Source organism: Leptonema illini DSM 21528, from assembly GCF_000243335.1.
Classification (GTDB): domain Bacteria; phylum Spirochaetota; class Leptospiria; order Leptospirales; family Leptonemataceae; genus Leptonema; species Leptonema illini.
The window spans coordinates 784926-807409 of the sequence record NZ_JH597773.1 but is presented as its reverse complement, the minus strand read 5'-3'; the positions used below and the strand labels follow the sequence as shown (position 1 = coordinate 807409).

Below are 22484 nucleotides of genomic sequence, written 5' to 3'. Positions count from 1 at the left end.
ACAGAACTCCGGACCGGTCAGGTGCCGATCAGCCAGAGGCCGATCTCGTGCACCGCATACGCCAGTGCATAGGCCAGGCCCGTCATGTAAACGAAGACTCCGACCGGGTAGATCCAGTGGCCGAGCTCCTTCTGAATAATGGCAAGCGTGCTCATGCACTGGGCGCAGAGGGCGAAGAAGACCATCAGCGTGATCGCCGTCAGCGGCGTATAAAGAGCCGCTCCGCTTTCGTCGGTGCTGTTAAGCAGCGACGAGCGCAGATCGTCGGATTCCTCGTCGGCGTCGGCGCCGACGTTGTTGATGATGCCCAGCGTGGCGATGATGACCTCGCGTGCCGGAAAGGCGCTTACGATTCCCACCGACAGCCTCCAGTCGAAGCCAAGAGGAGCGAAGAAGGGCTGAATGGCGCGGCCCATACGTCCGAGATAACTGTTCTCTAAATAAAAGGCCGCTCGATCGTTAGCCATCTGCGTGATGAGCATCTCTTTATCGATCTCAAGCTGAACGGCCTTCTGCGGATCATCGACGTGTGCGGCCGTATTCAGGGCCTGGAGTTGCAGCGCCAGCGGCTCCACATAGGCATCGGCTGCCTTCTCGTTACGGGGAAAGTACGAAAGCGCCCAGATGACGACCGAGAAGGCGAAGATAATCGTTCCGGCTCGCTTTGTGAAATTCCACACGGCCTCTTTCACGCGAAAGAAAACGTTACGCAGAACGGGCAGGCGGTAGGCGGGCATCTCCATAATAAAAGGCATCTGTGGCGTGCGCAGAATGCCGCGATTCAGGATAAAGGCGCCGGGCAGGGCGACGGCGATGCCGAGCAGATGCATCGCAAAGAGAGCGGTTACGGCGGCGATCGTTCCGTAAACGGGCTCGATAAAGGCCCCGATAAAGAGGATGTAGACGGGCAGTCGCGCCGAACACGACATCAGAGGCGCCACAAGGATCGTCGCCTTGCGCGCCTTCTCGTCGGCGATGACGCGCGCCGCCATGATACCGGGAATGGCGCAGGCAAAGCTTGAAAGAAGCGGAATAAAGGAGCGTCCGTTCAGGCCCGTCCATCCGAGAAGGCGGTCCATCAGGAAAGAGGCACGGGCAAGATAACCCGAATCCTCAAGAAAGGCGATCAGAGCGAAGAGGATGGCGATCTGCGGCACAAATATGATCACCGAACCGACGCCGGCGATGATGCCGTCCACCAGGAACGACTTCATAAGCGGAGTTAACCATCCGATCGAACCGACCGCGTCGCCGAGAGATCCGAATGCGCCGTCGATCAGATCCATCAGCGGAGCGGCGCCCGTATAAATCGATTGAAAGACGACGGCCATCACGCCGATAAAGGCGGCAAGGCCGAAGAACTTATGCGTGAGTATTCGATCGATGCGATCGGTGCGGCTGAGACGTTTCACCGCCGAGCGTTTCTCACAGCCTTCGCGTATCTCGGCCGCCGCTCTGTAGCGCGCCTGTGTGACCATAGACGGAGCGGCCGCACCCACTGCCTTCGCCTGTTCTCTCGTTTCTTGCACGAAGGATAGGAAGTCGGGCGAAGACATGAGCCCGTTGCTGGATCGCAGCCAGGCGTCGGTGTCAGACGGAAAAAAGATAAGATTCAGAAGCTCGAAGCGCGAGAGCGCCCGCACGCCGGCCGGCCGCCTCTCGTTCGCCTTTGCGATCAGATCTTCAAGAGCGGCGGGAAGATAGCCTTCGCTTAACGGCTTTGCCCTGAAAGAAGCGGCGTTCTGCGCCAGATCGGCCAGCGAACGACGCAACCGATCGATGCTCTGCGCGCTGCGCACGTTCACATCGAATAGAGGAAGACCGAGTCGATTTCGCAGCGCCTCGATATTCAGTAGAATGCCCTCTTCTTCAAGAAGATCGGTCATCGTCAGGGCGACGGCGACGGGAAGCTGCATCTCGGTTAACTGTGCCAGCAGATGCAGATTGCGTTCAAGGTTCGTCGCATCGACGACGACAAGAACGAGATCGGGCAACGCCGTATCTTTCTGACGACCGGTGAGGATGTCGGCCGAGATGCGTTCGTCGGGCGCCGACGGACGCAGCGAATAGAGGCCCGGAAGATCGACGACGGCGAACTGCATCCCCCCTTCGCGAAAGTAGCCCGTCTTTTTTTCGACGGTTACGCCCGGATAATTCCCGGTCTTCTGATGCGTGCCGCAGAGGGCGTTGAAGAGAGTGGTCTTGCCGGTGTTGGGGTTACCGGCAAGGGCGATATGAATGGTGCGGGTCTCTGTGCTCTGCATTTTTTTAAGGAAGGGGGCGGACCTGGATTTTTGCCGCCTCGCGCTTGCGCAGACAGAGGCGGTAGTGCATGATTTCGATCTCGATCGGATCGCCAAGAGGAGCAACTTTAAGAATCTTCACCTGCTGGCCCGGAATGAGGCCCATCTCGCCGAGGCGCAGAACGGACTCATCTTCGAGTTCATAGCCTTCGATGATACCGCTCTGCCCGGGCAGCAGACGGTGAAGGGCGCTCATGAGACCTTCTCCGAGCAGCCGCATTTGCCGCAGGCAGAGGATTCTTTTTTCTGCATAGAATGCAGGGATTTGATGCCAAGATGCCCGAGGTAGAGAAGGGCTGCGAGGATGATGGCTCCGATCAAGAGCAGATCGAGATTCATGATGCCTCCAGAAACGGCAGGATGGCCGCATTCGTCAAGCCTTAATGAGATACAGTCTCAAAAAAGCCCCTGATAAGAATAAGCACAGGAGCAAAAACAAAACTCGGCCTGCATCTTCCGCAGCCTTACGACTCCGATCGGGAGCAGGGCCCGAAAATAAAAAAAGGGCCCGGAAGCCCTTTTTTTGTGCAAGATCGTTGAGCGTTTCGGCCGCCGATCAGCGTTTCGAGAACTGCGTTCCGCGACGTGCTTTGCGCAGACCGTATTTCTTACGTTCTACCATTCTCGGATCACGACGCAGCATGCCGTTCGACTTGAGAAGCGGACGCAGAGCGGGATCACGAGCGATCAGAGCACGGGCAATACCGAGGCGGATGGCGCCGGCCTGTCCGTCGACGCCGCCACCGTTGACGTTCACCAGCACGTCGACCTTCGTCGACAGAGAGGCAACATCAAGAGGCTGCGTCGCATGCTTGCGCATACGCAGAACGGGCAGATACTGCTCGACGGTCTTTCCGTTCACAGTAACGGTTCCGCTACCATCGACGATTTTCACGCGAGCTACGGATGTTTTACGACGGCCTACGAATATGGTGCGTGCCGGACGGGTTTTCGTTGTTTCTGTCATACGATTCTACCTGACTTATTGCTTGTTTTCGTTCAGCACGACGGGAGTCGGCTTCTGTGCCTGATGCGGATGCTCCGCTCCGGCGTAGATCTTCAGCTGCAGAGCCATCTTACGGCCACGAGGGCCTTTGGGCAGCATGCGCTTGACCGCCGTTTCGAGGGCGAAGGCCGGATCACGGTCCATCTTGTCGGCCAGCGTCGTTTCACGCAGACCGCCCGGATAGCGGGAGTGATGATAATAGATCTTCTGATCCATCTTGTTGCCGGTGACGGAAATCTTCCCGGCATTGATGACGACGACAAAGTCACCCACCGTCTGGTGAAAAGACTGGTCTACACGGTGCTTGCCCTGAATGCGGTAGGCAATCAGAGAGGCAAGACGGCCCAGGGTTTGATTCTCGGCGTCGACGAGAATCCAGTTCTGCTGGATCTCTTCGTTACGCACATAGGGCGTTCTCTGTGACTTGAGAAGATGGGTGCTCATAACAATTCCGAAAAGAAAGAATGTACGCCATACTTCAGAGAGTTCTGAGACGGTCAACTTCCTTTTCGATTTCTTCCCGTTTCTGCCGGAAGGACTGGATTTCCTGTAAAATACCGAGCAGCGCCTCTCGAGCCTCGCGCGCCTCATCGGGCGACAGATCGGCAACCTCCGCTTCTACCGGAGTCTCGGGCTCTGCCTCGGCGACCGTACCCGTCGGACGCAGGCCTGGCAGCGCCGGATAGCGGCTCGGACGCTTCTCGATTACCGGGGCGCGGTTGCGTGGCACGGACGTGCGGCGTTCATCGGGGCGGGGGATGCCCTCAAGACGGCGCAGGATCTCGTCGGCCAGATGCTCCTGCTGCTGCTGAATCAGCTTCAGGCGCTGTACGATACGTTTGATGCGCTCGACTGCCTTATTCAGCGCATCGAGGATGCGCTCCAGCCGTCCGAGACGCTTCTCGGTGCGACCACGCTCCGCCTCAAGCGCACGCTGATGCGCCTCACGCTGGCGCTTGCGCTTCTCGAACTCCGTATACAGCTTTTTCTTCTCGTTCTCGAGAAGCTTCAATTGCTGGAGCAGAAGCTGAAGCTTCGCCCCCGCCGTTTGATCGGCGTTCTGTTCTGCTCTGTTCTGCTCGCTCATCCTGTTCTGAGGGTCGGCCGGAAAACGGTGATGTCAAAGAAAAAAAGAAAGTTCCCACCGCACCTCATCCCTCACTGTGCGGGTGGCGCTTTGTTGTTGGGTGGAGCGCCAGGCCCGGTTCGGGTGGGTGCGGTGGGAACGGTATTGGTGGCACAGGATTTCATTCCAGCCTGCTCGATCAAAAAATTCATAAGGAAGACTTTTTTCTATAATCAAAAGGCCGGAAGACGAACCAGTAGGTGCAGCAACGGGATTTTTCTACGGGCAATGAAAATTCCATTGCGGAATATTCCAAAGGGGAATATTCCGCATGTGGGAGTTGATGCCATCGGGCAAATACATTCGCAGATTTCGGGAATATGAAAAGAAGCATCGTGAAGAACTTCTGGCCATACTTGCCAATCTGGAGGATCTGCGGGCTGCGCTCGATTCCGGAGCAAGGCCTGCTTTGATTCAGGCTGGATTTCTGCATCGGGAGCCAATGGGAGTACTGGCCGTCGATCAGACTGGGAGCAAAGGTCGCAAGAAGGAGACACGCCTCTATGTCTTTGCAGCAGAAACGGATTGTGTTCTGCACCTGATTACAATCGGCGATAAGAACTCCCAGCCGTCAGACATTCAATTCTGCAAGGAATTCGTTGGCAGTCTTAGAAGGAGAGATACGACATGAAAAGAGGTTACAGATCGGTACGGGAGATGGTCCGCTCTCTTTCCGATGATCCTGGCTTCCAGGAAGAGGTTGAGAGGACCATTGAGGAAAGAGCCCTCGGACGGATGCTGGGCGTTCTGCGAAATGCCGCCGGATTGACTCAGGCCGAAATGGCCGATAAAATGCAGTGTACTCAGGGGCGGATTTCGAAACTCGAGATGGCCGCACTGAGATCCATTCGAATCGGCGATTTGGTCGATTATGCTCGTGCACTGGATCTGAACCTCTGCATTTCTTTCGAGCGGAGAAGTGGCGGGCGTGGGAAACAGGGGGTCGAAGAATCCAACCTGAGTATCAGAATCCCGGATTCGCTGGAAAAAAGAATGAGAAAGGTCCTGTAAGGAGAACGTATGAAGACCGGCTCATTGCGAGATCATTCGTGGCAAGCGTTCTATTGGGGCCGAGACTGCGTTGAGGTTTTCTGAATTCTCTGGAACATCGCCTCAGTTCTGGCTCAATTTGCAATCTCGCTATGATCTGGAGAGAAGGTAGAGCAGTCATCGGCATAGAGGCAAGGGCTCTGCGGACCTTAATAGCCTTGACGACGAACGGAACGCGTAGCTGGGTGATTTTGTGGAGAGACTCACATGCCCGCTATTGAGCTTGAAAAGATCCCAGTGCTTACAGGCCCTGAAGCATATAAATTTATAAAGGCTGCTATGAATCCTGCTCCAATTCAGGTAACTGCGCAGCAGAGAAAGATCTATGCCGCTATGAAGCCGAAGGGATGAAGCGCATTCCTTTTGTGAAATAACTTGACATGCTCCCTCAAAACTCGTGCTACAAACCATGACAGCCAGCCCCATTCAGATCCGCGACTTCCAGCTCGCCGACGCAGCCCGCGTGAACGAGATATCCGTTGCTGCCTTCGGTCTTCTCTCCCATCGCTATACTGACTGGTCGGCCATGCGCGATCGTATCGCTACGACAAGCCGGCTTGCCGCTGAGATGCCGATGTTTGTGGCTCTCTATAATGGTACTGTCGCCGGCTCCGTTGCGCTGACGCCTCCGGGCGGGCCGCGTCCTGACTTCTTTGATGCGGATTGTGCCGTTATCCGAATGCTTGTCGTTGATCCGGCCTTTCATGGAAAGGGAATCGGCTCGGCTCTGCTCGACCACTGCATCGAAACGGCCCGCCGGCAGAACTACGGGCGTATCCATCTGCATACAAGCACGGCTATGGAGGTAGCTCTACCTCTGTATTTGCGCAGGGGCTTTGTCTACCTGCGAGAGGCGCCACCGGTGATGGGGCTGGATTACAGCCTGTATGAGTTGAGGCTGTGATGAGGGGGTGATGATTAGGCCAAAAAGCAGTTGACGGTTTCTGTATATATGCCTCCATATATATATGGATCGAGCCAGGATTTTTAAGAACGGCGACAGTCAGGCTGTTCGTCTGCCGAAGGAATACCGCTTTTCCGGGAAAGAGGTGTACATCTCTCGAAGAGGTGATACTGTAATTCTATCTCCCGTAGCGACCGGAGTGGATAGCCTGTGGGCTGTGCTCGAAGGTTTTTCTGGTCCGATTGAGCGATCTCAGCCTGAGCAGTATGATCAACGATCATTCGTGGAACCAGAATGAAGCAGTATCTTCTTGATACCAATATATGCATTTATATCATTAATCGGCGGCCCCCGGCCGTGAAAAAGAAGCTTCATGAAGTCGGTCTTGATGCGGTCGCAATCTCTGGAATCACCGTTACGGAACTTTTTTACGGCGTCAGCAAAAGCGCCCGCCCCCTTGAGAATACCCGGACGCTCCGTGATTTCTTGAATTTCCTTGCGGTTATGCCTTTTGGAATAGCAGAGGCAGAAGAGGCCGGTCAGATTCGAGCTTCACTGGAAGCATCAGGAAAGCCCATCGGCCCCTATGATCTGCTTATAGCGGCCCAGGCTAAGGTGCATGAGATGGTTCTGGTTACGAACAATATAAGAGAGTTCAAACGCATTAAAGGGCTGCGAGTTGAAAACTGGGTTTAAGCGTTGAAATACTTTAAAAGCACGTTAAAACGCCTTCTGGTTGTTCTCGGCGGAGTTATCGCCTGGCATATCTTCTTCACTGTAATGGCTGTGTATTGCGTTTTCGACTATACGGCCTTCGTTGACGGTTTATGGTTGAAGCAGGTGAAAGGAGACATTTACGAAAATCTGGCCGGCGTGAAGTCGCTAAAAGCGTGGACTCGGTGTGGCAATATAGATTACCATTATTCGGTTCGATTCACCGGGCCGAATAACGATCAATACTATCGCAGCTTTGATGAAATGGTCGATGTAGCTTCGTGGACGGAGGGCAACTATGAATCAGCCAGCAAGCGCTATTCCGATGACCGCTATGATTACAGCATGATGTATGTTTCTGATGGGCCTTACGTGATCGCTCAGCCGAGAGCGGAAAAAGGAGTGGCTCCATGAGTGCTCTTACGAGAAGAATCCGGGTTTTGGTTCGTTTCGCCTATCTTTCTCTCTGCGTATGGGCTGTGTTGTTGGCCGCTTCGCTTATTATTTTAGAAGGAGCTGGAAGAGCTGTAAACTACGTCGTTGTGGCCTGTGTGTTGGCTGTTCCCACAATTGTGGGCTGGGTTTTCTCAGCCCTAAGCAAGAGACGTCTGTAATGAAGGATTCTTACAGAGAAACTCATGAATACAGGCTTCGAAAAAACCATCCTGTTTGCTGCAATTGAAGATTACGTCGGATTGTGGGAGCTTCTCTGGGAGTTTGCTGATCAACCAGAGATTACGGAAGAGGAAATGCGACCTGCTATCGCTGATTTGACCCAGCGAGGCTTAATAAAGCTCTATTTTTGCAGAGAACCTTATGGAGAGTTAAGCGCAGTTGAATATGAAGGATATGAAGATGTTCTGGCGAATCTTCAGAACTGGGTTGTTCCTGGTGTTAACCAAACAGGCATTCGCGCTTCCGCTACGAAACAGGGAGAGGCCTATTGCCGCTCCCTGCTTGAATAAGTCCACTCATCCTTCCTCTCTGCCATCACCTGCCATCAAGAAAGATCTTCTTCGCCTGCAGATGCTCTTTGTAGGTCTTTGTGAATTCATGCGTCTGATCGGGCTTCAAGACAAAGAACAGGAAGTCATGCTCTTCGGGATGAAAGGCGGCCCGCAGCGCTTCGATGCCGGGGTTTGAGATGGGCCCCGGAGGAAGGCCTTTGTTGCGATAGGTGTTATACGGCGATTTCACCTCGAGGTCTTTCAGGTAGAGCTTCTTCTTCGGATCGCCGAGAATATACTGAATGGTCGGATCGGCCTCAAGGCGCATGCCTTTCTTTACGCGATTCAAATAAACGCCGGCCATCTTCGGCAGCTCTTCGCGATGCACGGCCTCTCGTTCAATGATCGAGGCAAGGATGACGGCCTTGAAAAGATCTTCGGGCTTCAGATCGGCCGGAGGATTGGCGTCGGCTAACGTTGCAAAGAAGCGATCGAGCATGGCCTCATGCAGACGGTCGGCCTTCACGCCGCGGGCAAGAAAATAGGTCTCAGGATAAAGATAGCCTTCCGTATTCTTGCCGGGGATGCCGTATTTCTTCAGCGTTTCAGGATTCTGTGTCAGTGCCATGAACTCGTCGGGCGTGGCGCAGAGGCCCAGAGAGGCCGCATGTTCGGCGATCTGTTTATTGGTCCAGCCTTCGGGGATCGTAACCCTGATCATCTGAACCTTGCCCGACGACAGGATGGAGCCGATCTCATAGGCGCTCATGCCGTCGTTCAGTTCATAGATGCCGGCCTTTAACGCTCCGTCGCGAAACGTCGCCTTCATCATAATGCGAAAGAAGAGCTCGTTCCCGATCAGACCCTGGTCGACGAGCGATTTTGTGACCCGTGACATGCCCGTGCCGCGTTCGATCTCGAATTCGACGTTTTTCATGCCGTCGCCGGTCGGGCGTCCGGGAATATAGGCGGCAATACCGAGAAGGATAACGGCAGCGGCGATAAGGCTTAGGATCTTTGGTTTCAGTAATGTAGAGAGCAGTTTCATGGTGTTTTCCGTTTCAGTCTGTCAGATATTTCAGATGATGTTCGTTTTGTTTTTTCGATTATGCTTTCGATTGTGCTCTGCGGTTTCGATTCCGTTTTTACGTTTCGGATTCTGCCTGTTTCTTTCCCGGCCGCTATTTTTTCTTCTGAGCCCTGTAGTCAGCTCGCAGGTTAGACGGACGCTCGATATACTTGCGATCGATCTCGAAGATCTTGGCGAATTTCAGGAACGTCGAGAAGGCTGAGGCGACGGCGATGGTGAAGCCCGGAAAGCCGTCGAGAAAGCCCGCTTTGAAGAAATAGATCTCTATAAACTTGCCGAACGGCTTGATCAGCGTCTTCATCACTTGAAAGGGACGCCCGGCCTCGTGTCGGTTAAAGGCGACGATAGAAGAGAATTTATTGATCGTATCGATCTGCTGTGACAGGTCGACGAAGCTGTAGTGAATCAGGTCGCCTTTCAGCGTGGCGCCTTTTCCCGTCTCGTCGATGACGATATAATCATGCGGATTCTCACCCTCCCATTTCGCCACCGAGCGCTTGAAAAGGCGATAGCGTCGCTGCGGATACCATCCTCCATGTCGAATGGCCCGACCCATATGATACGTTAGCCGCGGCATGCGAAAGCCCGAGATGCCTTCGTTTGCGATCTTTGCCGCATCAAGCGCGGCGATCTCAGCGGCCAGCTCCGGGCTCAGGCGTTCGTCGGCGTCAAGCGAAAGAACCCATTCGTTCTTGCAGAGCGTGAGCGCTCTGTTCTTCTGTTGTACATGGCCGTCGAAGGCATGTTTCTCGAAACGTACTCTTGCGAAGCTGCGGGCGATCTCTTCGGTGCGATCGGTGCTGAAAGAATCTAGCACGATGATCTCGTCGGCGATCGACTCGACCGAGCGGATGCAGTCGGCGATGTTCTTCTCTTCGTTATACGTAATGATGGTTACAGATACGGGCAACATGGTAACGGCCTTGCGCTATTTATCCACATAGAGTGGCGTGCGCTTATCCTCGATGGCGGCGATGGCCTCGCGAAAATCGGCGCTGACGTAATTCTCGGCCTGCGCTTCGGCCTCTCTCTGCAGCGCCTGATCGAGATCACCGGATGCATACAGAGATCGTTTGAGAAGGCGCACGGCAAGAGGAGCGGCCGAGCCGATCTCTCGCGCAAGATCGACGGTGCGATCAAAGATTTCGTCGGCAGAAAAGACGCCGTGACAGAGTCCGCGCTGCATGGCCTCTGCGCCGCTGATGTAACGGCCCGTTAACAGAAGCTCCTGCGCCTGGGCCATGCCGGCGACTTCTTTCACAAGAAAGCTGGATCCCATGCCAGGATGGATTCCGATTTTTACAAAGTTGAAGGCATACTTCGCATCGGGTAGAAAATAGCGCAGATCACAGGCCAGCGCAAGGGCGAGGGCGGCGCCGACGGCATGTCCGTTCACACAGGCCAGAACGGGGAAGGGCATATCACGCACGGTCAGGAAGAGTTTATAGAAGGATTGCATGAACTCGCGATTCTCGTTGCGGCTTTTTTCAGAGAAGCTTTTCAGCAGCTTCAGATCGCCGCCGGCCGAGAAGACGTCGTTTCGCCCGGTGATGATGACGGCACGCGGAAGCGGATCCAGCGAGGCCAGGGTTTGAAACGTGCGATGAAACGCCAGGCCCATCTCAAGGGTCATGGAGTTGCGCGTTTCGGGATTGTTCAGATAGACGACATGGATACCCGGCTCGTCTTTGAGGATTTCGGCTTCAACGATGCTCACAGCGACCTTTTTTCACCGCTTGAGCAGACGACAAGTCGAAACCGTGGCGGTCAGTCCTTCTCTTCTTCCATATCAGGGGTCTCATCGAACGTCGAATGCAGATGCTCTACGTCGGGCCTGCGTCTCAGCACAAGATAAAGAGATCCGGCGAAGAACGCCGTAACAAAGACGAGCGATGCCGTCATAATAATCCAGCCGCCTATGGTCATCGTTCCTCCCCGGCCTGCCGCTTCCAGCGACGCACGGCCTGCGCGATCAGTGTGATGAAGAACCCTGACAGGAAAAGAATAAAAAGGAAGGTCATGCGGGCGCTATCGTCGTTGCTCAGCGTTTCGATATAGCTGCCGAGGTTCTGATACAGCCAGACGATAAAGACGACGATCAAATACACCGGCGAAACGAAGCGAATGACAAAGGCGATCCAGCGCGGAAGACTGAGCACCGATCCCTTGCGCGCCTCGGCGATCAGGCGATCGGCTCCGAAAACCCATCCGCCTAAGATGACCTGAATCGTCGCCAGAAGAAAGATGCAGACTGTACCGATCCAGAAGTCCATCTGATCGAGACCGATAAGGCCTTTCGAGAAATATGCTACGACAACCGTGCCCACAAACGTAACAAAGCTCAGCAGCGTTACGCTTGCCCGACGGCTGGTGCCGATTCCCTCTTCAAAAAAGGCGATGGCCGGCTGCAACATCGAGATCGACGATGTGATGGCGGCGATAAAGAGCAACGAGAACCACAGGAATCCGAAAAGCGAACCGATCGGCATCTGTTCGAACACAAGAGGCAGGGTAATAAATCCAAGCTGAAAGGTGCCGCCGCCTGCCGCCGCCGGACCGAGCAATATAAAGGCGGCGGGAATCGTGATCATGCCGCCCAGCGCCACCTCGGCAAAGGTGTTACCGGCCACCGACGTCGTCGCCGAAAGAACGACGTCATCGTCTTTCTTCAAATAGCTGGAATACGTGATGATAACGCCGAAGCCGACCGAAAGCGTAAAGAAGATCTGTCCGGCCGCCGCAAGCCACATCTCGCCGTTCGAAAGGCTTTCAAGAAAGCTCTTCGATTCCGTTTGCGGGTTCCACATAAAGCCCAGTCCGTTCAACACGTTCTGTTCGGGCAACGCCGGATCAGGCGTTCCGAGGGTCAGCACCCGGACCAGGATGGCAACGGCCGAAACGAAAAGCACCGGAATGCCGATCATGCTTACAAGCTCGATGCCGCCGGCAAGTCCGCGATAGATGATGATCATGTTAAGTACATAGCAGATGAGCAAAAAGACGATGAAGTTGGAATGTTCGAAGCCGAAGAGGATGCCGTTCGCGCTCTGGCCGGTAAAGTCGGCGAAGAAGCTCTGGTATGCGGTGGCTCCGTCATGCAGAGGGAAGGTGCCGATGGCGTATTGATATGCATAATAGAGGCACCAGGCCTCGATCACCACATAGTACATGTATATGCCTACGGGAACGATGAGGCCGAGGAATCCGACATAGGGGGATGCGCGATGAGGCCAGATAACGCGAAAGATGCCGGGGGTGGAATGAAATCCTTTCTGGCCGCCTGCGCGACCCATCGTCCATTCAAGCCAGGCGATGGGAATTCCCAGCAGAAGCAAGGCGACAAAATACGGAATCATGAAGGCGCCGCCTTCGTATTTCGCGGCAAGGCCAGGGAATCGCAGGAAGTTGCCGAGCCCGATGGCGCTTCCCATAACGGCAAGGATGACTCCAAGCATGGATCCCCATGATTCTTTCTTAGCTGGTCCTGTCACTGTGCTGCTCCGTTGTATGAACGTTCAGGGTAACGGAAGAGTAGAACGTATCGCTTCCAACCGTTTTTTTACTTCGCGAAAAGAATCATTACGAAAAAAAAGTTTGATTTTTCTTCGGGGGCTGCTAAATATACGGAGGGTCGGGTCGCGAAAGATGCGGAGTGCCGCTTTGCCGTCCGGTCTGGAAGAGCTAAGAGCCTGCTCCAGAACAGGCTCTTAAGTAAAATCATTCTCATGAGGCGGACGATGCAAAGATGGTCAGACCTTCCTGAAAATGCGAAACGCGAGATCGAACGCAAGTATCGCGCCGGTAAATCGCCGGTCGATCTCGGAGCAGAGTACGGATTAAAACCCAAACAGATCTCCGATCAGGCCTACAGAAAGCTGTGGGATCAGAGCGGAAAAGCAAGCGGTAACAAGAAATCGTCAAAGAAAGGCGCGAAAGGCGCCGCGAAGAAGACCGCAAAAAAGGGCGCTAAGAAATCGAAGAAATCCGGTCGACGGTAAGGCCTCAGCATTCTTCAGGAATTGCGAAGATCGGCCGATGGTATCGGTATCGTATGAGGCTGCATCGAATTCTGTATCGCTTTCCTTTCGTTTTCGCAATGACCGTCTCGGTCGCCTTTCTTTTCGCCTGTTCTTCTGAGCAGAAAAAGCCCGCCCCGGCCGCTGAGCAGGCCCAGGGCCCGGCGTATCTGGGGATTCTCTATATGGAGACCCTTGACGGCGTTATGGTTTCAGAGGTTTATCCTGACTCGCCGGCAGAAAAAGCCGGATTAAGGCCCTATGACCTGATCGTTTCGGCGAACGGCTATCCAGTGATCGGCCCGTATACGCTCAAAGAACGCATCCTTTCTTTGAAGCCGGGCACGCAGGTTGAAATCGAGGTCCTGAGCCGGGATGGTGGGCGTGCTCTCAAGCGCGTTACCCTCGAACCGATGCCCGAGCGATTCCGACGGCAGGGAGAGCAGTTCTGATGGATAGACGTCCGCATTACACGAACCCGGCCCGCGAACTTCGACTCGAAGACGTCGAAACGCTGATTCGACTTGCCATCGCCGAGGATGCTCCTGAGGGCGACGTTACCTCAGAATCCATCTTTGATAAAAAAGAGACGGCCTTCGCAACGATCGTTTCTCGCGAAGAGGGCGTCTTCTGCGGTATGGCGCTCAGTCGTTTTCTTTTTGATCTTTTTCGCGAGATGACGGGCTACGATCTGATGATCGTTCAGACGCTGCGCGACGGCGATCGCTTTTCTGCCGGCGATACGCTTCTTTCTATGGAAGGATCGCTGCCCGGTATTCTGCGCATCGAGCGCCCGCTTCTGAATTTCTTGCAGTATTTAAGCGGCATCGCCTCGACGACGGCTGCCGTCGTCGCAAAGGCCGGCCCCGACATCGCCATCCTTGATACGCGAAAGACGCTGCCCGGTTACCGACGTGCGGCGAAGTATGCCGTATATTGCGGAGGCGGAACAAACCATCGTATTCATCTCTCTGATATGGCCATGATTAAGGATAACCATGTCGAGGCGGCCGGCAGCATAACCCTGGCCGTTGAACGCATCCGGGCGGCACATCCGTCCGTTCCGCTGGAGATCGAGATCGATCGACTTGATCAGCTCGACGAGGCGCTTTCATGCCGGCCTCGCGTGCTGCTTCTTGATAACATGGACACGGCGAAGATTCGTCGTGCCATCGAACAAATTGAAACGCTTCCCGTCGACGATCGCCCCTTTATCGAGCTCTCGGGCGGATGGAAGCCCGAACGCTTCCCCGAGCTTGCCGGTCTGAAGGGCATCGGCATCAGTATGGGCTACCTGACGCATACGACGCGATTCCTGGATCTCAGTCTGGAGATCCGGCGCTGATGTCTGAGCTCTTTCGAAAGGCCGTCGCCGCTCAGAAGGCGGGGCGTGAAGACGAGGCGATGGCCGTCTATAAAAGCCTCTTGAAATCCGACGCGACGAACCGCGCCGCCTGGATCAATCTCGGCGCCATTCTTTCAAAAAGGCAGGATCGCGTCGGCGCCGTAGCCTGTTATCGCAAGGCCCTTGCCCTTCGCGAAGACGATACCATCCTGTTTAACCTGGGAAGCGAGCTTTTCAGGCAAAAAGAGTATGCGGGGGCGATCCAGCATCTTCGTCGCGCATTGCAGCTGAAGCCCGATTTCTTTCGCGCCGCTCTTCTGCTCGGCTATATACACGAAAGTCAGGAGCAGTACGTCGAAGCGGCGCAGTCGTTCCAGAGAGCTCTGACGCTTAACCCTTCCAGTCGCATCGCCGCTCTCGGGCTGGTCGTCGTTCTCGGCGAGCAGGATCGAAACGAAGAGGCGCTCAAAATCTGCGAGGCCTACCTCAAACAACAGGCCGACGATGCCGCTCTGCTCAATCTGCACGCAGCTCTGTTGATGAAGCTCGGTCGTTACCGGGAATCGTTCGAAGAGTTGAAGCAGGTTACGTCATCGAATGAAAAGTACGTGTCTTTTGAAGAACACCTGAAGCAGGCTCGCGGAGAGCGGGATCGCGAAACCTCGGCCTTCTTTGAAGAGGTCTCTGATCGTCTGAAAGAGCGCACCGAACGGCTCAAGGCCCGCATTGAAGAGCGAAAAAAAAGGCAGCAGAAAAGCCTTGCAAAAGACGACATGAAGGATCTTGTCGATCTCAGTTTGCTGCATCTTTTCTCGGGCGATAAAGATAAGGCCCTGGCTTTTTTGCTTGAGGCGCGAAAGGTCGCCGATCGAGATAAGACGGGCGGTTAAAACCGTCCAGAAAGAGCCGCCCGAATAGAACCAACGGAGGCAATGTATGAACGCGAGGCCCTTCAAGAACGTCGGATGGCTCGGTATCGCCGTTGCGCTCACAAGCGTTCTGCTTATGCTTGTACTTCCGGCGAAGGCGGGTCCGATGCCGCGAGGGTTTATCACGCCCGTCATCGCCTTTGAGTTTATCGAGACTCCGGCTGAGGTCGAGACGCTTTTCAGCGGGCCCGATGCCGGTGCCATCATCGCCGCCATGGATCTCGGCAACAGAATCGATTTCGTCTATATGATCCTCTATTCCGGATTCCTTTTCTGGTTTGCATGGACGGCCTATCGCCTGAGCGGCATTCGCATGCTCTATATCGTCATGCTGCTCAGCGTTGTCGTCCTGCTCGGCGATCTTCTCGAGAACATCCAGCTGCTTTCTATTACAGGGAAGCTGCGAAGCGAGAGCTATCAGAGTGCAGAGATTCAGGGCGAGCTTGGCCTTCTTCAGATCTTCACCTGGCAGAAATGGGGAGGCCTGGCCCTTTCGTTTCTGTGCCTGATTCCATACTGGATTCACGGAAGCCGCTTTGCCATATCCATCGCCTTTGCTTCGATCGTTACGGCGGCGCTTGGTATGGCCGCCTTCGTCTATCGGTCGGTGCTGAACGAGATCTTCGCTATCGCCGTCGCGCTGATGTTTCTGCTGATGATTGTGTTCTGCTTTGTTCCGATCAAGAGGGAGTGACCAAAGCATACAGCTATTCGGCCACTGCTCGCAGATCAGCAATCGGATGATGGTCATGCCGACGGCCTTTTACGATGATCGTAGGGCAGGCCGGAGGCAAAAAGGAGCTCGAGATTGCCGAATTTACTTGACCTTCTATCTGCATAATATACTATGCAGATATGGTGGAGATATAGTTTTCTGCCTATAGTATTATGCAAACGAATCCAAACGCTCCCATGGAATCTTTGCTTGAGGCGGTGGCAGAGAATCTGAAGTTGAGGGCCCGACAGAGCGGCCTTGATCAGCAGGAACTGGCCGCCCTGGCCGGTCTCAATCGCAATACAGTCAGTGCTGCCCTTGCCGGCAAAGACGTCCGGCTATCGACGCTGATCCGGCTCAGCCGCGCCGTCGGTTTTACGGACTGGTTGCTTCCTCTGCTTGAACGTCCGCAGCCGTCTCCCCTGCAGCTTCTGGACGCGAATAGACAGGACGGGCGTCGAAGTCGGCGCCAGAAAGTGCGGCCCGAAGCGGAGCGTCCGGCTCACCGAAAGCAAGGCCGTCAGCAAGAGAACAGCAAATGAAGGCTCTTGCCGTTTTTCTATGGGGAAAACGAGTGGGCGCTCTTGCGTGGCAGGAAGGGGGCCAGGCTGCTTTCGAATACGACGAAGACTTTATTCGAAGTGGTCTTGAGGTCAGCCCTTTGATGATGCCGCTGTCCAGGCGCATCTTTCGCTTCCCTGAGCTGGCAGGGACGAAGACCTTTCAGGGCCTGCCCGGTGTGATCGCAGATAGTCTGCCCGAAAAATTCGGTAATCGTATGCTGGATGCCTATCTTGTTCGGCACGGCAAACGGTTGAACGATCTGAATCCGCTGGAGAGGCTCTGTTACGTTGGAAGCAGGGGGATGGGCGCACTCGAATATGAGCCTGATCTGGCAGAGGACTTTCAGAAGCGCTCCGTTCCCGTTGAGATCAGTGAACTTGTCGAACTGGCCCGGTCTGTGCTTGCCGATCAGAATACAAAAAGAGCGCGTATCCAGGATCAGGCGTTAACCTCTCTGATCTCCGTCGGCACCAGCGCCGGTGGTGCGAAGGCGAAGGCTATCATCGCCGTCAATGATGCGACGGGTGAGGTGCTGTCTGGCCAGAGCGATGTGCCGGCAGGCTTTGAGCACTGGATACTGAAATTCGACGAAGTGGATAACGAAGAGCTGGCCACGTCTCATCAGATCGGGCGAATCGAATACGCTTACAACGAGATGGCCTTTGCTGCCGGGATCAATGTGATGGAAAGCAGACTTCTTCCCGACGGCAATCGAATGCATTTCATGACGAAGCGATTCGATCGTGTCGATGGCAATCAGAAGGTGCACGTAGCGACCTTCGCCGGCATCGCGCATGTCGATCGAGATCCGCCGGGCAGTTGCGGTTACGAACGTCTGTTCCAAACCATGCGTGAACTGCGTCTCGGGCAGGACGAGCTGAATGAGATGTTTCGTCGCATGGTTTTCAACATCTGCGCTCGCAACCAGGATGATCATGCGAAAAACCATGCCTTCTTAATGTATGGCGATGGGTCGTGGCAGATCTCACCCGCTTATGATATTTGTTTCAGCTATAAACCAGGGAATCCCTTTATCGACAGCCATCAGATGTCCTGTAACGGAAAGCGAGACCTCTTTGTTCTGGATGATCTTCTCGCAGCGTCTCGTGCCGCCGATGTAAAGAAGCCTCTCGATATCATAAGGCAGGTGGAGGATGCCGTGCGCAGGTGGAACTACTTCGCAGGCGAGGCCGGTATCGATGAAGCGGCCACAGTCGGAATCGGTTCGCTGCACCGTTTTTTTCTGACGTAGCGAACCTTTTTCCTGCCTCTACGTCCAATATTGATAAAACCGTATTCTATTCGCGAGGAAGGTATGAGTCGTATTGTCGCCATAATCCAGAGGGCTTCCAATAACGCCCGTCAGAACCTTACATATGCCGGTGAAAACGAGCCCATCGGAAAGGCCTCGTTGATCATCGTGCTCTTTCTCGACTTTCTGATTCTGATGGCGCTTTTTCAAGGCCTTGACGACCATACGTCTCAGCTGACATCGCCCGAAGAATACATACCGTCATCCTGTCGGGAGATGGTGCTGCGTGAAGACTGGAACAGCACGAATGAGCGCAGTAAGATCACCTCGCTGATCCGGAGCGAGCGAAACGCTCAGGACTACGGCGACTCAGGGCGACCGACCGATCACTATCCTGCCTGTATTCCGTTACTCGAAGAGCTGCGATCTCTTGGTGGAGATAAAGAGGTGCTCGCGCTTGTCGACGCACGCGATCGTCTTGACGACGAACGAGATGATCTGCAAGGCAAACTCGATGATGTAAAGGTGTCGTATGATACGACGCAGGCAGGCGGACAGAACCCGGCTGAAGTGGCGAAGGTGCGTCAGGAATACGAAGCGACATTGAACCGCTTCAACCATCTAACCGTGCAGCTCCAGACAATGGATGCTGCCGTGGATAAGAATGAGAAGATCGCCGCCTTTCGCTCTCATATCGGGGCGCTGGGCAAGAGCGATCAGGAGGCCATTCGTGAGGCCTCGCGCAGTGGTCATTTCTGGTTTCCGGTCAAAGTTCTGCTTATGCAGCTTTCCTTTTTGCTGCCGCTGCTCATAGGATTTTATTTCTGGTTTAACCGAAGCTTCAAGAAAGGGCGGGGCATTCAGACGCTGATCTCTTCGCATCTGCTTGTCGTAACAGCCATTCCCGTCGCCCTGAAGCTTTTCTGGATGATCTACGATATTCTGCCGAAGAGGCTGCTCAAGCAGCTATGGGAGCTGCTGCTCTCATGGAACCTCGTTGCGCTCTGGCATTACGGCGTTATCCTCGTTGTCGTCGCCGTGGCCGGTTATCTTGTGTATTTCTTCCAGAAGAAGCTTTTTAGCCACGAAAAACTGATCGAGCGGCGCATTGCAAAAGGATGCTGTCTGAACTGCGGTAAAAGACTTCCGCATGGTGATGCGGCATGCTCCTCCTGCGGATTCGTGCAGCAGGAGCCCTGTTCTTCCTGTGGCGGGACGACGTACAAATTTGCAAAGCATTGCCGTTGCTGCGGAGTCGAGCGAAGGGCCGGTTGACGCCCTCCGCTTTACCTGTATTTTATCGAGACAGAGCCGTTGCCGTATGGTTCTTCGAATATTGCTTCGCGAACTCAATGCCACGACGCAGAAGATCACTGCGCCCTTCCTGGCCCATCGTTATAAAGCCGTGGCCTTCGCCTTCATAGATGACCAGGTCGCTCTGCACTCCCACTTTTTTCAGAGCGGAATCGAGAATGTGGGCCTGGTTAACGGGAACGACAGGATCGGCGCTGCCGTGAAAGGTGAGCGTCGGCACCTTCTTGCGTACGTTTGTTACGGGTGAGTATTGAGTAAAGATCTGCGCTCGCTCGTCAAGCGGAGCGGTCGCCTTCGGCCCCAGGATCGAATAGACGATATGCCGTGCGTACCCGATGGGCTCCTTGCCGGTCTCGACCTCGAAAAGCGTGGGCAGATGCGTCGGACCGTAGTGATTGATGACGTAGTTCACCTCTGATGAATAAGCCGCAAGCTCGGGCGTTCCTTTATAATCCTGCTCGTCGGAATAGGCGACCATCATGGCAAGATGTCCGCCCGCTGAAACGCCCCAGAGGCCGATTTTTTCGGCATCGAAATTATACAGATCGGCATTCTTTCGAACCCAGCGCACCGCATCCTTGCAATCGACGATGGGCTCCGGAAAATGGGGTCCGCCGGGTGAGCTGAGGCGGTAGTTGATCGAGACGACGGCAAAGCCTTCTTCGAGAAAGCGATCGCGATGCGTCTTGAAATAGTGTCGGCCGAGGATCGACTTATCGCCGCGAATCCAGCTTCCACCGTGAATAAAAACCACGACGGGCGTTTTGCCGTTCGCCTTTTCGGGCAGATAGATATCGAGAGGGATCTTCTGGTCGCCGACTACCTTGTAGACGATATCGGCGTGCGAACCTGCCGGGCGGGAATGCAGCGCTGAGTAGCCGGCTACGGAGAGCGACAAAAGGAGGCCTGAAAGAAGGGCAAGGACAGTGCGACGTTTCATAAGGTGACTCCACGCAGGATCGACTCCGGATTCGGCCACGGGCCCAATACCGGAGCAGGCATTCAGCCCATGCAGACACGCTACACCAGCCATGCTTTAAGAAAAGCAAAATCAGCCTTGCTGTTCAAAGAAAGATGTTAAAAAAGGTCAGCGTTTTTTTAACTTTTTGTCGGACTTGCATCGCTGTAAGGGCAATACCTTCACGTCTTTATAGCGTTTGATCTGCTTATTTTTATGATCGACCTGGGCCGTCATGCATGCACAGCCATAGCCGTGGTAGCCGTTCGTGCGAACCCAGCTGGATTCAAAGTCGGGCATTTCACCGTCGGCCTGATAGCCTCCCTGGGCGCTGATCGTCCAGCTTGCTTCGCTATCTTCGATCCACCAGTTCCCGGGCGTCGGATTATCAATCCAGCCACAGCGGCGCTCCATCTTCCACAGAACAGAAAGGCGGCTCAGATCTTCCTCAGCTTCGGATGTACATGCCATCATCGTTTCTTTTCCTTTGAAGAGGACTCGTATACCTTCTGACTGAACGGTAGCGTCGAATATCTCGCGAAAGATAGTGTAGGTCGCTCCGCCGTTCTTGAATGTGACGGTGGACGTCGAGGCCTCGCGTATATGCTCGGCGCTGATGCTGATGTCGTAGGTGAACTGGCTCTGCGTGCCTGTTTTCGATTTCGGGAAGACAAGCTCGGGCTTCTCGGCCGGTCCGAAGCGATAGACGATAAAGCCGCTTTTCGCTCCAAAATCCTTTGACAGGCAGAGCGATACGATGCGGTTCTTGCTGTCGGTCTGACACGAGAAGGCGACGACTTCATCCTTCTGGCAGAGCGTCGGAGCGGCGTGCAGCGCAGTCGTTGATAGAAGCATCGTTGCAACAAGAAGAGGGCGATTCATGCGGCAACGATGCCCGACATCGGCGATCATGTCAAGGCTGTATTCATTCGACGATCTGGAAGCTCAGTCGACCGGAGCCTGCTCCGTTAACATGTACCTCGATCTCGTGGCGTCCCGGGTAGATCGTTCGGCCCGAGGTGTGAACGGCGCGGAACTGCGCTTCGACGAGGCGGCTCTCACCCGGTTGCAGAGTGAGGCGTCGCAGCTTGAAGCGCTTCGGTTTCAGCGATCCATCCTTCTTCTTGAAAAAGAGGTCGTAATCGACGATATAGGTGGCCTTTTTTTTCGCTTCGGAGGTTATCCGAAATGCGAATCGAGCCGTCTCGCCGATGTTGATGCGTTTCGTCGTCATTCGTAAAGTGGATAGCGACGCCTTTGCCGTCGTGTCGGCGCCCGCCAGTTTCAAGGCGCGAGCGTTGCCTTTCTTTATGAGAGTACGCAGCGCATGGCGAATGAGCCATCGACGATCGTCGCCTGCATCAACCGACCATCGTTCAAGCAGATCGAGCATCAGATCCGGGTTATCCTTACTTATGTCGTTCAGGTTGTTCGCAACGGATCGGCGCACATAAAGCGACCCGTCGTCTTTTAACAATTCCAGCAGCTCGAAAACGGGCCGTGGATCTTCAATGAATCGGCGGATGCGACCTGTCATCGGCAATCTGCAGCGCGTTCCCTCAGAGACGAGACGACGTACATGATGCGACGGATCTTTCGCCCACTTTTGTAAAAGCTTCATCGTTCTCTGATAGTCAAGTTCGATAAACGTACGCAGATCGTTTTCTGCCGTGAAGCGCTGCGTCATCTGATAGAGCGCCGCCATCGACAGATCGTAATGGCCCTGACCGTACCGTGCTACAAAGCGCGTCTGCGGCATAACGATGAATGAATCCCAGTCCGTCTTCCCGGGATCGGGCAGCGGATCGTCAAGAGCGGCGACGAGTATGCGAACGGCTTCCGGAAATTCGTCGGGTAACGTTTGCTTGAGACATTCGCAGATATGATCCGACCTTTCAAAGAGCCCGAGTTCTTTCAGGCCGTGCATGCTCAGCTGAACGAATAGCGTATCGTCAAAGGCCGGATGCTCTCGTTTAATCCGGCGACCTAACGCCTCAAGCACGCGTCGGTTGAAAACGTCTTTAAACGGATTTTCAGCGCTCAGTCCTGCCATACGGACTCCTTCTGATCGAGAAAACCGAGAATTCGTTCAAGCGTTTCTTCGACAAAGTCGCGCAGCAGCTCTTTTTGAAGATTTTCGACAGGCATAGTGTCCTCTGGTGGTGATAGAATGGACCTGCCTGAAACGACGGTTTGAGACTCGTTTCACAGGCAGGCATTGTATATCTATACTCCGACAGGGGGACACTCC

At 54.5% G+C, this 22484-nt stretch carries 31 protein-coding genes; 17 read left to right on the top strand and 14 right to left on the bottom strand.

Annotated elements, in window-relative coordinates; translation table 11 throughout:
* Positions 1–17: 17 nt before the first annotated feature.
* The 6 genes from feoB to LEPIL_RS03630 form a co-directional block, all read right to left on the bottom strand.
* Entirely contained in the window at positions 18–2264 is a 2247-nt protein-coding gene (gene feoB, locus LEPIL_RS03650; RefSeq protein ID WP_002770045.1) for a ferrous iron transport protein B, read from the bottom strand.
* A gap of 4 nt (positions 2265–2268) precedes the next feature.
* A complete protein-coding gene (locus tag LEPIL_RS03645; protein WP_002770035.1) occupies positions 2269–2499 on the bottom strand; it encodes a FeoA family protein in 231 nt (76 codons plus the stop codon).
* The gene (locus LEPIL_RS23310) at positions 2496–2642 is read right to left on the bottom strand and encodes a FeoB-associated Cys-rich membrane protein (RefSeq protein WP_002770033.1); all 147 of its coding nucleotides are present in this window, start codon (positions 2640–2642) and stop codon (positions 2496–2498) included. The genes LEPIL_RS03645 and LEPIL_RS23310 overlap by 4 nt, the downstream gene beginning before the upstream one ends.
* 217 nt (positions 2643–2859) lie before the next feature.
* Complete coding sequence (gene rpsI / locus LEPIL_RS03640; RefSeq protein WP_002770032.1) at positions 2860–3270, bottom strand: 30S ribosomal protein S9; 411 nt, start codon at positions 3268–3270, stop codon at positions 2860–2862.
* Positions 3271–3285: 15 nt separating this feature from the next.
* Complete coding sequence (gene rplM, locus LEPIL_RS03635) at positions 3286–3753, bottom strand: 50S ribosomal protein L13 (RefSeq protein ID WP_002770030.1); 468 nt, start codon at positions 3751–3753, stop codon at positions 3286–3288.
* A 34-nt stretch (positions 3754–3787) separates the two neighbouring features.
* Entirely contained in the window at positions 3788–4396 is a 609-nt protein-coding gene (locus LEPIL_RS03630) for a hypothetical protein (protein ID WP_002770028.1), read from the bottom strand.
* A gap of 30 nt (positions 4397–4426) precedes the next feature.
* Here LEPIL_RS03630 and LEPIL_RS23305 point away from each other — a divergent pair, with 30 nt between their 5' ends.
* The 9 genes from LEPIL_RS23305 to LEPIL_RS03600 all read left to right on the top strand — a co-directional run bounded on the left by LEPIL_RS23305 (position 4427) and on the right by LEPIL_RS03600 (position 8068).
* Positions 4427–4759, top strand: coding sequence for a hypothetical protein (locus tag LEPIL_RS23305; RefSeq protein WP_157135018.1), 333 nt, complete (start codon positions 4427–4429; stop codon positions 4757–4759).
* Positions 4760–5092: 333 nt separating this feature from the next.
* On the top strand, positions 5093–5446 hold the full coding sequence (locus LEPIL_RS03620; RefSeq protein ID WP_157135017.1) for a helix-turn-helix domain-containing protein: 354 nt from the start codon (positions 5093–5095) through the stop codon (positions 5444–5446).
* A gap of 31 nt (positions 5447–5477) precedes the next feature.
* Complete coding sequence (locus tag LEPIL_RS22810) at positions 5478–5597, top strand: helix-turn-helix transcriptional regulator (RefSeq protein ID WP_143464652.1); 120 nt, start codon at positions 5478–5480, stop codon at positions 5595–5597.
* A gap of 95 nt (positions 5598–5692) precedes the next feature.
* Positions 5693–5836 (top strand): hypothetical protein, encoded by a 144-nt coding sequence (locus LEPIL_RS23300; RefSeq protein ID WP_002770014.1) that lies wholly within the window; start codon positions 5693–5695, stop codon positions 5834–5836.
* 58 nt (positions 5837–5894) lie between these two features.
* Positions 5895–6389, top strand: coding sequence for a GNAT family N-acetyltransferase (locus LEPIL_RS03615; protein ID WP_002770013.1), 495 nt, complete (start codon positions 5895–5897; stop codon positions 6387–6389).
* A 64-nt stretch (positions 6390–6453) separates the two neighbouring features.
* Positions 6454–6687, top strand: a complete 234-nt coding sequence (locus LEPIL_RS22805; RefSeq protein WP_002770011.1) for an antitoxin — start codon at positions 6454–6456, stop codon at positions 6685–6687.
* Positions 6684–7085: a type II toxin-antitoxin system tRNA(fMet)-specific endonuclease VapC gene (gene vapC, locus LEPIL_RS03610; protein ID WP_002770009.1), complete on the top strand. Its 402-nt coding sequence runs from the start codon at positions 6684–6686 to the stop codon at positions 7083–7085. Before LEPIL_RS22805 ends, vapC begins: the two co-directional genes overlap by 4 nt.
* Positions 7086–7088: 3 nt before the next feature.
* Positions 7089–7517: a hypothetical protein gene (locus LEPIL_RS03605; protein WP_002770007.1), complete on the top strand. Its 429-nt coding sequence runs from the start codon at positions 7089–7091 to the stop codon at positions 7515–7517.
* Between the two features lie 224 nt (positions 7518–7741).
* On the top strand, positions 7742–8068 hold the full coding sequence (locus tag LEPIL_RS03600) for a hypothetical protein (RefSeq protein WP_002770003.1): 327 nt from the start codon (positions 7742–7744) through the stop codon (positions 8066–8068).
* Positions 8069–8093: 25 nt separating this feature from the next.
* Here LEPIL_RS03600 and mltG read toward each other — a convergent pair whose 3' ends face one another.
* From mltG to LEPIL_RS03580, 5 genes are all read right to left on the bottom strand, one after another.
* On the bottom strand, positions 8094–9098 hold the full coding sequence (gene mltG / locus LEPIL_RS03595; protein WP_002770001.1) for an endolytic transglycosylase MltG: 1005 nt from the start codon (positions 9096–9098) through the stop codon (positions 8094–8096).
* Positions 9099–9231: 133 nt separating this feature from the next.
* Positions 9232–10053 carry a glycosyltransferase family 2 protein gene (locus tag LEPIL_RS03590; RefSeq protein ID WP_002770000.1) on the bottom strand — a complete coding sequence of 274 codons (822 nt, stop codon included), beginning with the start codon at positions 10051–10053 and terminating at the stop codon, positions 9232–9234.
* Positions 10054–10068: 15 nt separating this feature from the next.
* Complete coding sequence (locus LEPIL_RS03585) at positions 10069–10857, bottom strand: enoyl-CoA hydratase/isomerase family protein (RefSeq protein WP_002769999.1); 789 nt, start codon at positions 10855–10857, stop codon at positions 10069–10071.
* A gap of 50 nt (positions 10858–10907) precedes the next feature.
* Positions 10908–11066 carry a hypothetical protein gene (locus tag LEPIL_RS23295; RefSeq protein ID WP_002769998.1) on the bottom strand — a complete coding sequence of 53 codons (159 nt, stop codon included), beginning with the start codon at positions 11064–11066 and terminating at the stop codon, positions 10908–10910.
* Entirely contained in the window at positions 11063–12631 is a 1569-nt protein-coding gene (locus LEPIL_RS03580; RefSeq protein WP_002769997.1) for a sodium-dependent transporter, read from the bottom strand. The genes LEPIL_RS23295 and LEPIL_RS03580 overlap by 4 nt, the downstream gene beginning before the upstream one ends.
* Positions 12632–12877: 246 nt before the next feature.
* On the opposite strand from LEPIL_RS03580, the gene LEPIL_RS03575 reads away from it, so the two are divergent.
* The 8 genes from LEPIL_RS03575 to LEPIL_RS03540 all read left to right on the top strand — a co-directional run bounded on the left by LEPIL_RS03575 (position 12878) and on the right by LEPIL_RS03540 (position 19236).
* A complete protein-coding gene (locus LEPIL_RS03575) occupies positions 12878–13138 on the top strand; it encodes a hypothetical protein (RefSeq protein ID WP_002769996.1) in 261 nt (86 codons plus the stop codon).
* Positions 13139–13191: 53 nt separating this feature from the next.
* Positions 13192–13608, top strand: coding sequence for a PDZ domain-containing protein (locus LEPIL_RS03570; RefSeq protein WP_040918269.1), 417 nt, complete (start codon positions 13192–13194; stop codon positions 13606–13608).
* Positions 13608–14501, top strand: a complete 894-nt coding sequence (gene nadC, locus LEPIL_RS03565) for a carboxylating nicotinate-nucleotide diphosphorylase (protein WP_002769995.1) — start codon at positions 13608–13610, stop codon at positions 14499–14501. The genes LEPIL_RS03570 and nadC overlap by 1 nt, the downstream gene beginning before the upstream one ends.
* Entirely contained in the window at positions 14501–15391 is an 891-nt protein-coding gene (locus tag LEPIL_RS03560; protein ID WP_002769993.1) for a tetratricopeptide repeat protein, read from the top strand. The genes nadC and LEPIL_RS03560 overlap by 1 nt, the downstream gene beginning before the upstream one ends.
* A gap of 46 nt (positions 15392–15437) precedes the next feature.
* Positions 15438–16124, top strand: a complete 687-nt coding sequence (locus LEPIL_RS03555) for a hypothetical protein (protein ID WP_002769991.1) — start codon at positions 15438–15440, stop codon at positions 16122–16124.
* A 194-nt stretch (positions 16125–16318) separates the two neighbouring features.
* A complete protein-coding gene (locus LEPIL_RS03550) occupies positions 16319–16687 on the top strand; it encodes a helix-turn-helix domain-containing protein (RefSeq protein ID WP_078123277.1) in 369 nt (122 codons plus the stop codon).
* Positions 16684–17961, top strand: coding sequence for a type II toxin-antitoxin system HipA family toxin (locus LEPIL_RS03545; protein ID WP_002769987.1), 1278 nt, complete (start codon positions 16684–16686; stop codon positions 17959–17961). The genes LEPIL_RS03550 and LEPIL_RS03545 overlap by 4 nt, the downstream gene beginning before the upstream one ends.
* A gap of 63 nt (positions 17962–18024) precedes the next feature.
* Positions 18025–19236, top strand: coding sequence for a zinc ribbon domain-containing protein (locus tag LEPIL_RS03540; RefSeq protein WP_002769986.1), 1212 nt, complete (start codon positions 18025–18027; stop codon positions 19234–19236).
* A gap of 22 nt (positions 19237–19258) precedes the next feature.
* Here LEPIL_RS03540 and LEPIL_RS03535 read toward each other — a convergent pair whose 3' ends face one another.
* The 3 genes from LEPIL_RS03535 to LEPIL_RS03525 all read right to left on the bottom strand — a co-directional run bounded on the left by LEPIL_RS03535 (position 19259) and on the right by LEPIL_RS03525 (position 22286).
* The gene (locus LEPIL_RS03535) at positions 19259–20215 is read right to left on the bottom strand and encodes an alpha/beta hydrolase (protein WP_002769985.1); all 957 of its coding nucleotides are present in this window, start codon (positions 20213–20215) and stop codon (positions 19259–19261) included.
* Positions 20216–20362: 147 nt separating this feature from the next.
* A complete protein-coding gene (locus LEPIL_RS23755) occupies positions 20363–21115 on the bottom strand; it encodes a DUF4087 domain-containing protein (protein ID WP_211208609.1) in 753 nt (250 codons plus the stop codon).
* A gap of 43 nt (positions 21116–21158) precedes the next feature.
* A complete protein-coding gene (locus LEPIL_RS03525; RefSeq protein WP_002769983.1) occupies positions 21159–22286 on the bottom strand; it encodes a DNA alkylation repair protein in 1128 nt (375 codons plus the stop codon).
* Between the last annotated feature and the right edge of the window lie 198 nt (positions 22287–22484).

Bases quoted from the DNA above. Each gene is read 5' to 3' on its own strand.
- LEPIL_RS03560 (WP_002769993.1), top strand. From the start codon at position 14,501: ATGTCTGAGCTCTTTCGAAAGGCCGTCGCCGCTCAGAAGGCGGGGCGT.
- feoB (WP_002770045.1), bottom strand. From the start codon at position 2,264: ATGCAGAGCACAGAGACCCGCACCATTCATATCGCCCTTGCCGGTAAC.
- LEPIL_RS23300 (WP_002770014.1), top strand. From the start codon at position 5,693: ATGCCCGCTATTGAGCTTGAAAAGATCCCAGTGCTTACAGGCCCTGAA.
- LEPIL_RS22805 (WP_002770011.1), top strand. From the start codon at position 6,454: ATGGATCGAGCCAGGATTTTTAAGAACGGCGACAGTCAGGCTGTTCGT.
- LEPIL_RS03590 (WP_002770000.1), bottom strand. From the start codon at position 10,053: ATGTTGCCCGTATCTGTAACCATCATTACGTATAACGAAGAGAAGAAC.
- LEPIL_RS03555 (WP_002769991.1), top strand. From the start codon at position 15,438: ATGAACGCGAGGCCCTTCAAGAACGTCGGATGGCTCGGTATCGCCGTT.
- LEPIL_RS03570 (WP_040918269.1), top strand. From the start codon at position 13,192: ATGAGGCTGCATCGAATTCTGTATCGCTTTCCTTTCGTTTTCGCAATG.
- mltG (WP_002770001.1), bottom strand. From the start codon at position 9,098: ATGAAACTGCTCTCTACATTACTGAAACCAAAGATCCTAAGCCTTATC.
- LEPIL_RS23755 (WP_211208609.1), bottom strand. From the start codon at position 21,115: ATGAATCGCCCTCTTCTTGTTGCAACGATGCTTCTATCAACGACTGCG.
- LEPIL_RS03630 (WP_002770028.1), bottom strand. From the start codon at position 4,396: ATGAGCGAGCAGAACAGAGCAGAACAGAACGCCGATCAAACGGCGGGG.
- LEPIL_RS03525 (WP_002769983.1), bottom strand. From the start codon at position 22,286: ATGGCAGGACTGAGCGCTGAAAATCCGTTTAAAGACGTTTTCAACCGA.
- LEPIL_RS03620 (WP_157135017.1), top strand. From the start codon at position 5,093: ATGGTCCGCTCTCTTTCCGATGATCCTGGCTTCCAGGAAGAGGTTGAG.
- LEPIL_RS03550 (WP_078123277.1), top strand. From the start codon at position 16,319: ATGCAAACGAATCCAAACGCTCCCATGGAATCTTTGCTTGAGGCGGTG.
- rplM (WP_002770030.1), bottom strand. From the start codon at position 3,753: ATGAGCACCCATCTTCTCAAGTCACAGAGAACGCCCTATGTGCGTAAC.
- LEPIL_RS23295 (WP_002769998.1), bottom strand. From the start codon at position 11,066: ATGACCATAGGCGGCTGGATTATTATGACGGCATCGCTCGTCTTTGTT.
- LEPIL_RS03545 (WP_002769987.1), top strand. From the start codon at position 16,684: ATGAAGGCTCTTGCCGTTTTTCTATGGGGAAAACGAGTGGGCGCTCTT.
- LEPIL_RS03540 (WP_002769986.1), top strand. From the start codon at position 18,025: ATGAGTCGTATTGTCGCCATAATCCAGAGGGCTTCCAATAACGCCCGT.
- LEPIL_RS23305 (WP_157135018.1), top strand. From the start codon at position 4,427: ATGTCAAAGAAAAAAAGAAAGTTCCCACCGCACCTCATCCCTCACTGT.
- rpsI (WP_002770032.1), bottom strand. From the start codon at position 3,270: ATGACAGAAACAACGAAAACCCGTCCGGCACGCACCATATTCGTAGGC.
- nadC (WP_002769995.1), top strand. From the start codon at position 13,608: ATGGATAGACGTCCGCATTACACGAACCCGGCCCGCGAACTTCGACTC.
- LEPIL_RS03645 (WP_002770035.1), bottom strand. From the start codon at position 2,499: ATGAGCGCCCTTCACCGTCTGCTGCCCGGGCAGAGCGGTATCATCGAA.
- vapC (WP_002770009.1), top strand. From the start codon at position 6,684: ATGAAGCAGTATCTTCTTGATACCAATATATGCATTTATATCATTAAT.
- LEPIL_RS03535 (WP_002769985.1), bottom strand. From the start codon at position 20,215: ATGAAACGTCGCACTGTCCTTGCCCTTCTTTCAGGCCTCCTTTTGTCG.
- LEPIL_RS03575 (WP_002769996.1), top strand. From the start codon at position 12,878: ATGCAAAGATGGTCAGACCTTCCTGAAAATGCGAAACGCGAGATCGAA.
- LEPIL_RS03600 (WP_002770003.1), top strand. From the start codon at position 7,742: ATGAATACAGGCTTCGAAAAAACCATCCTGTTTGCTGCAATTGAAGAT.
- LEPIL_RS23310 (WP_002770033.1), bottom strand. From the start codon at position 2,642: ATGAATCTCGATCTGCTCTTGATCGGAGCCATCATCCTCGCAGCCCTT.
- LEPIL_RS03615 (WP_002770013.1), top strand. From the start codon at position 5,895: ATGACAGCCAGCCCCATTCAGATCCGCGACTTCCAGCTCGCCGACGCA.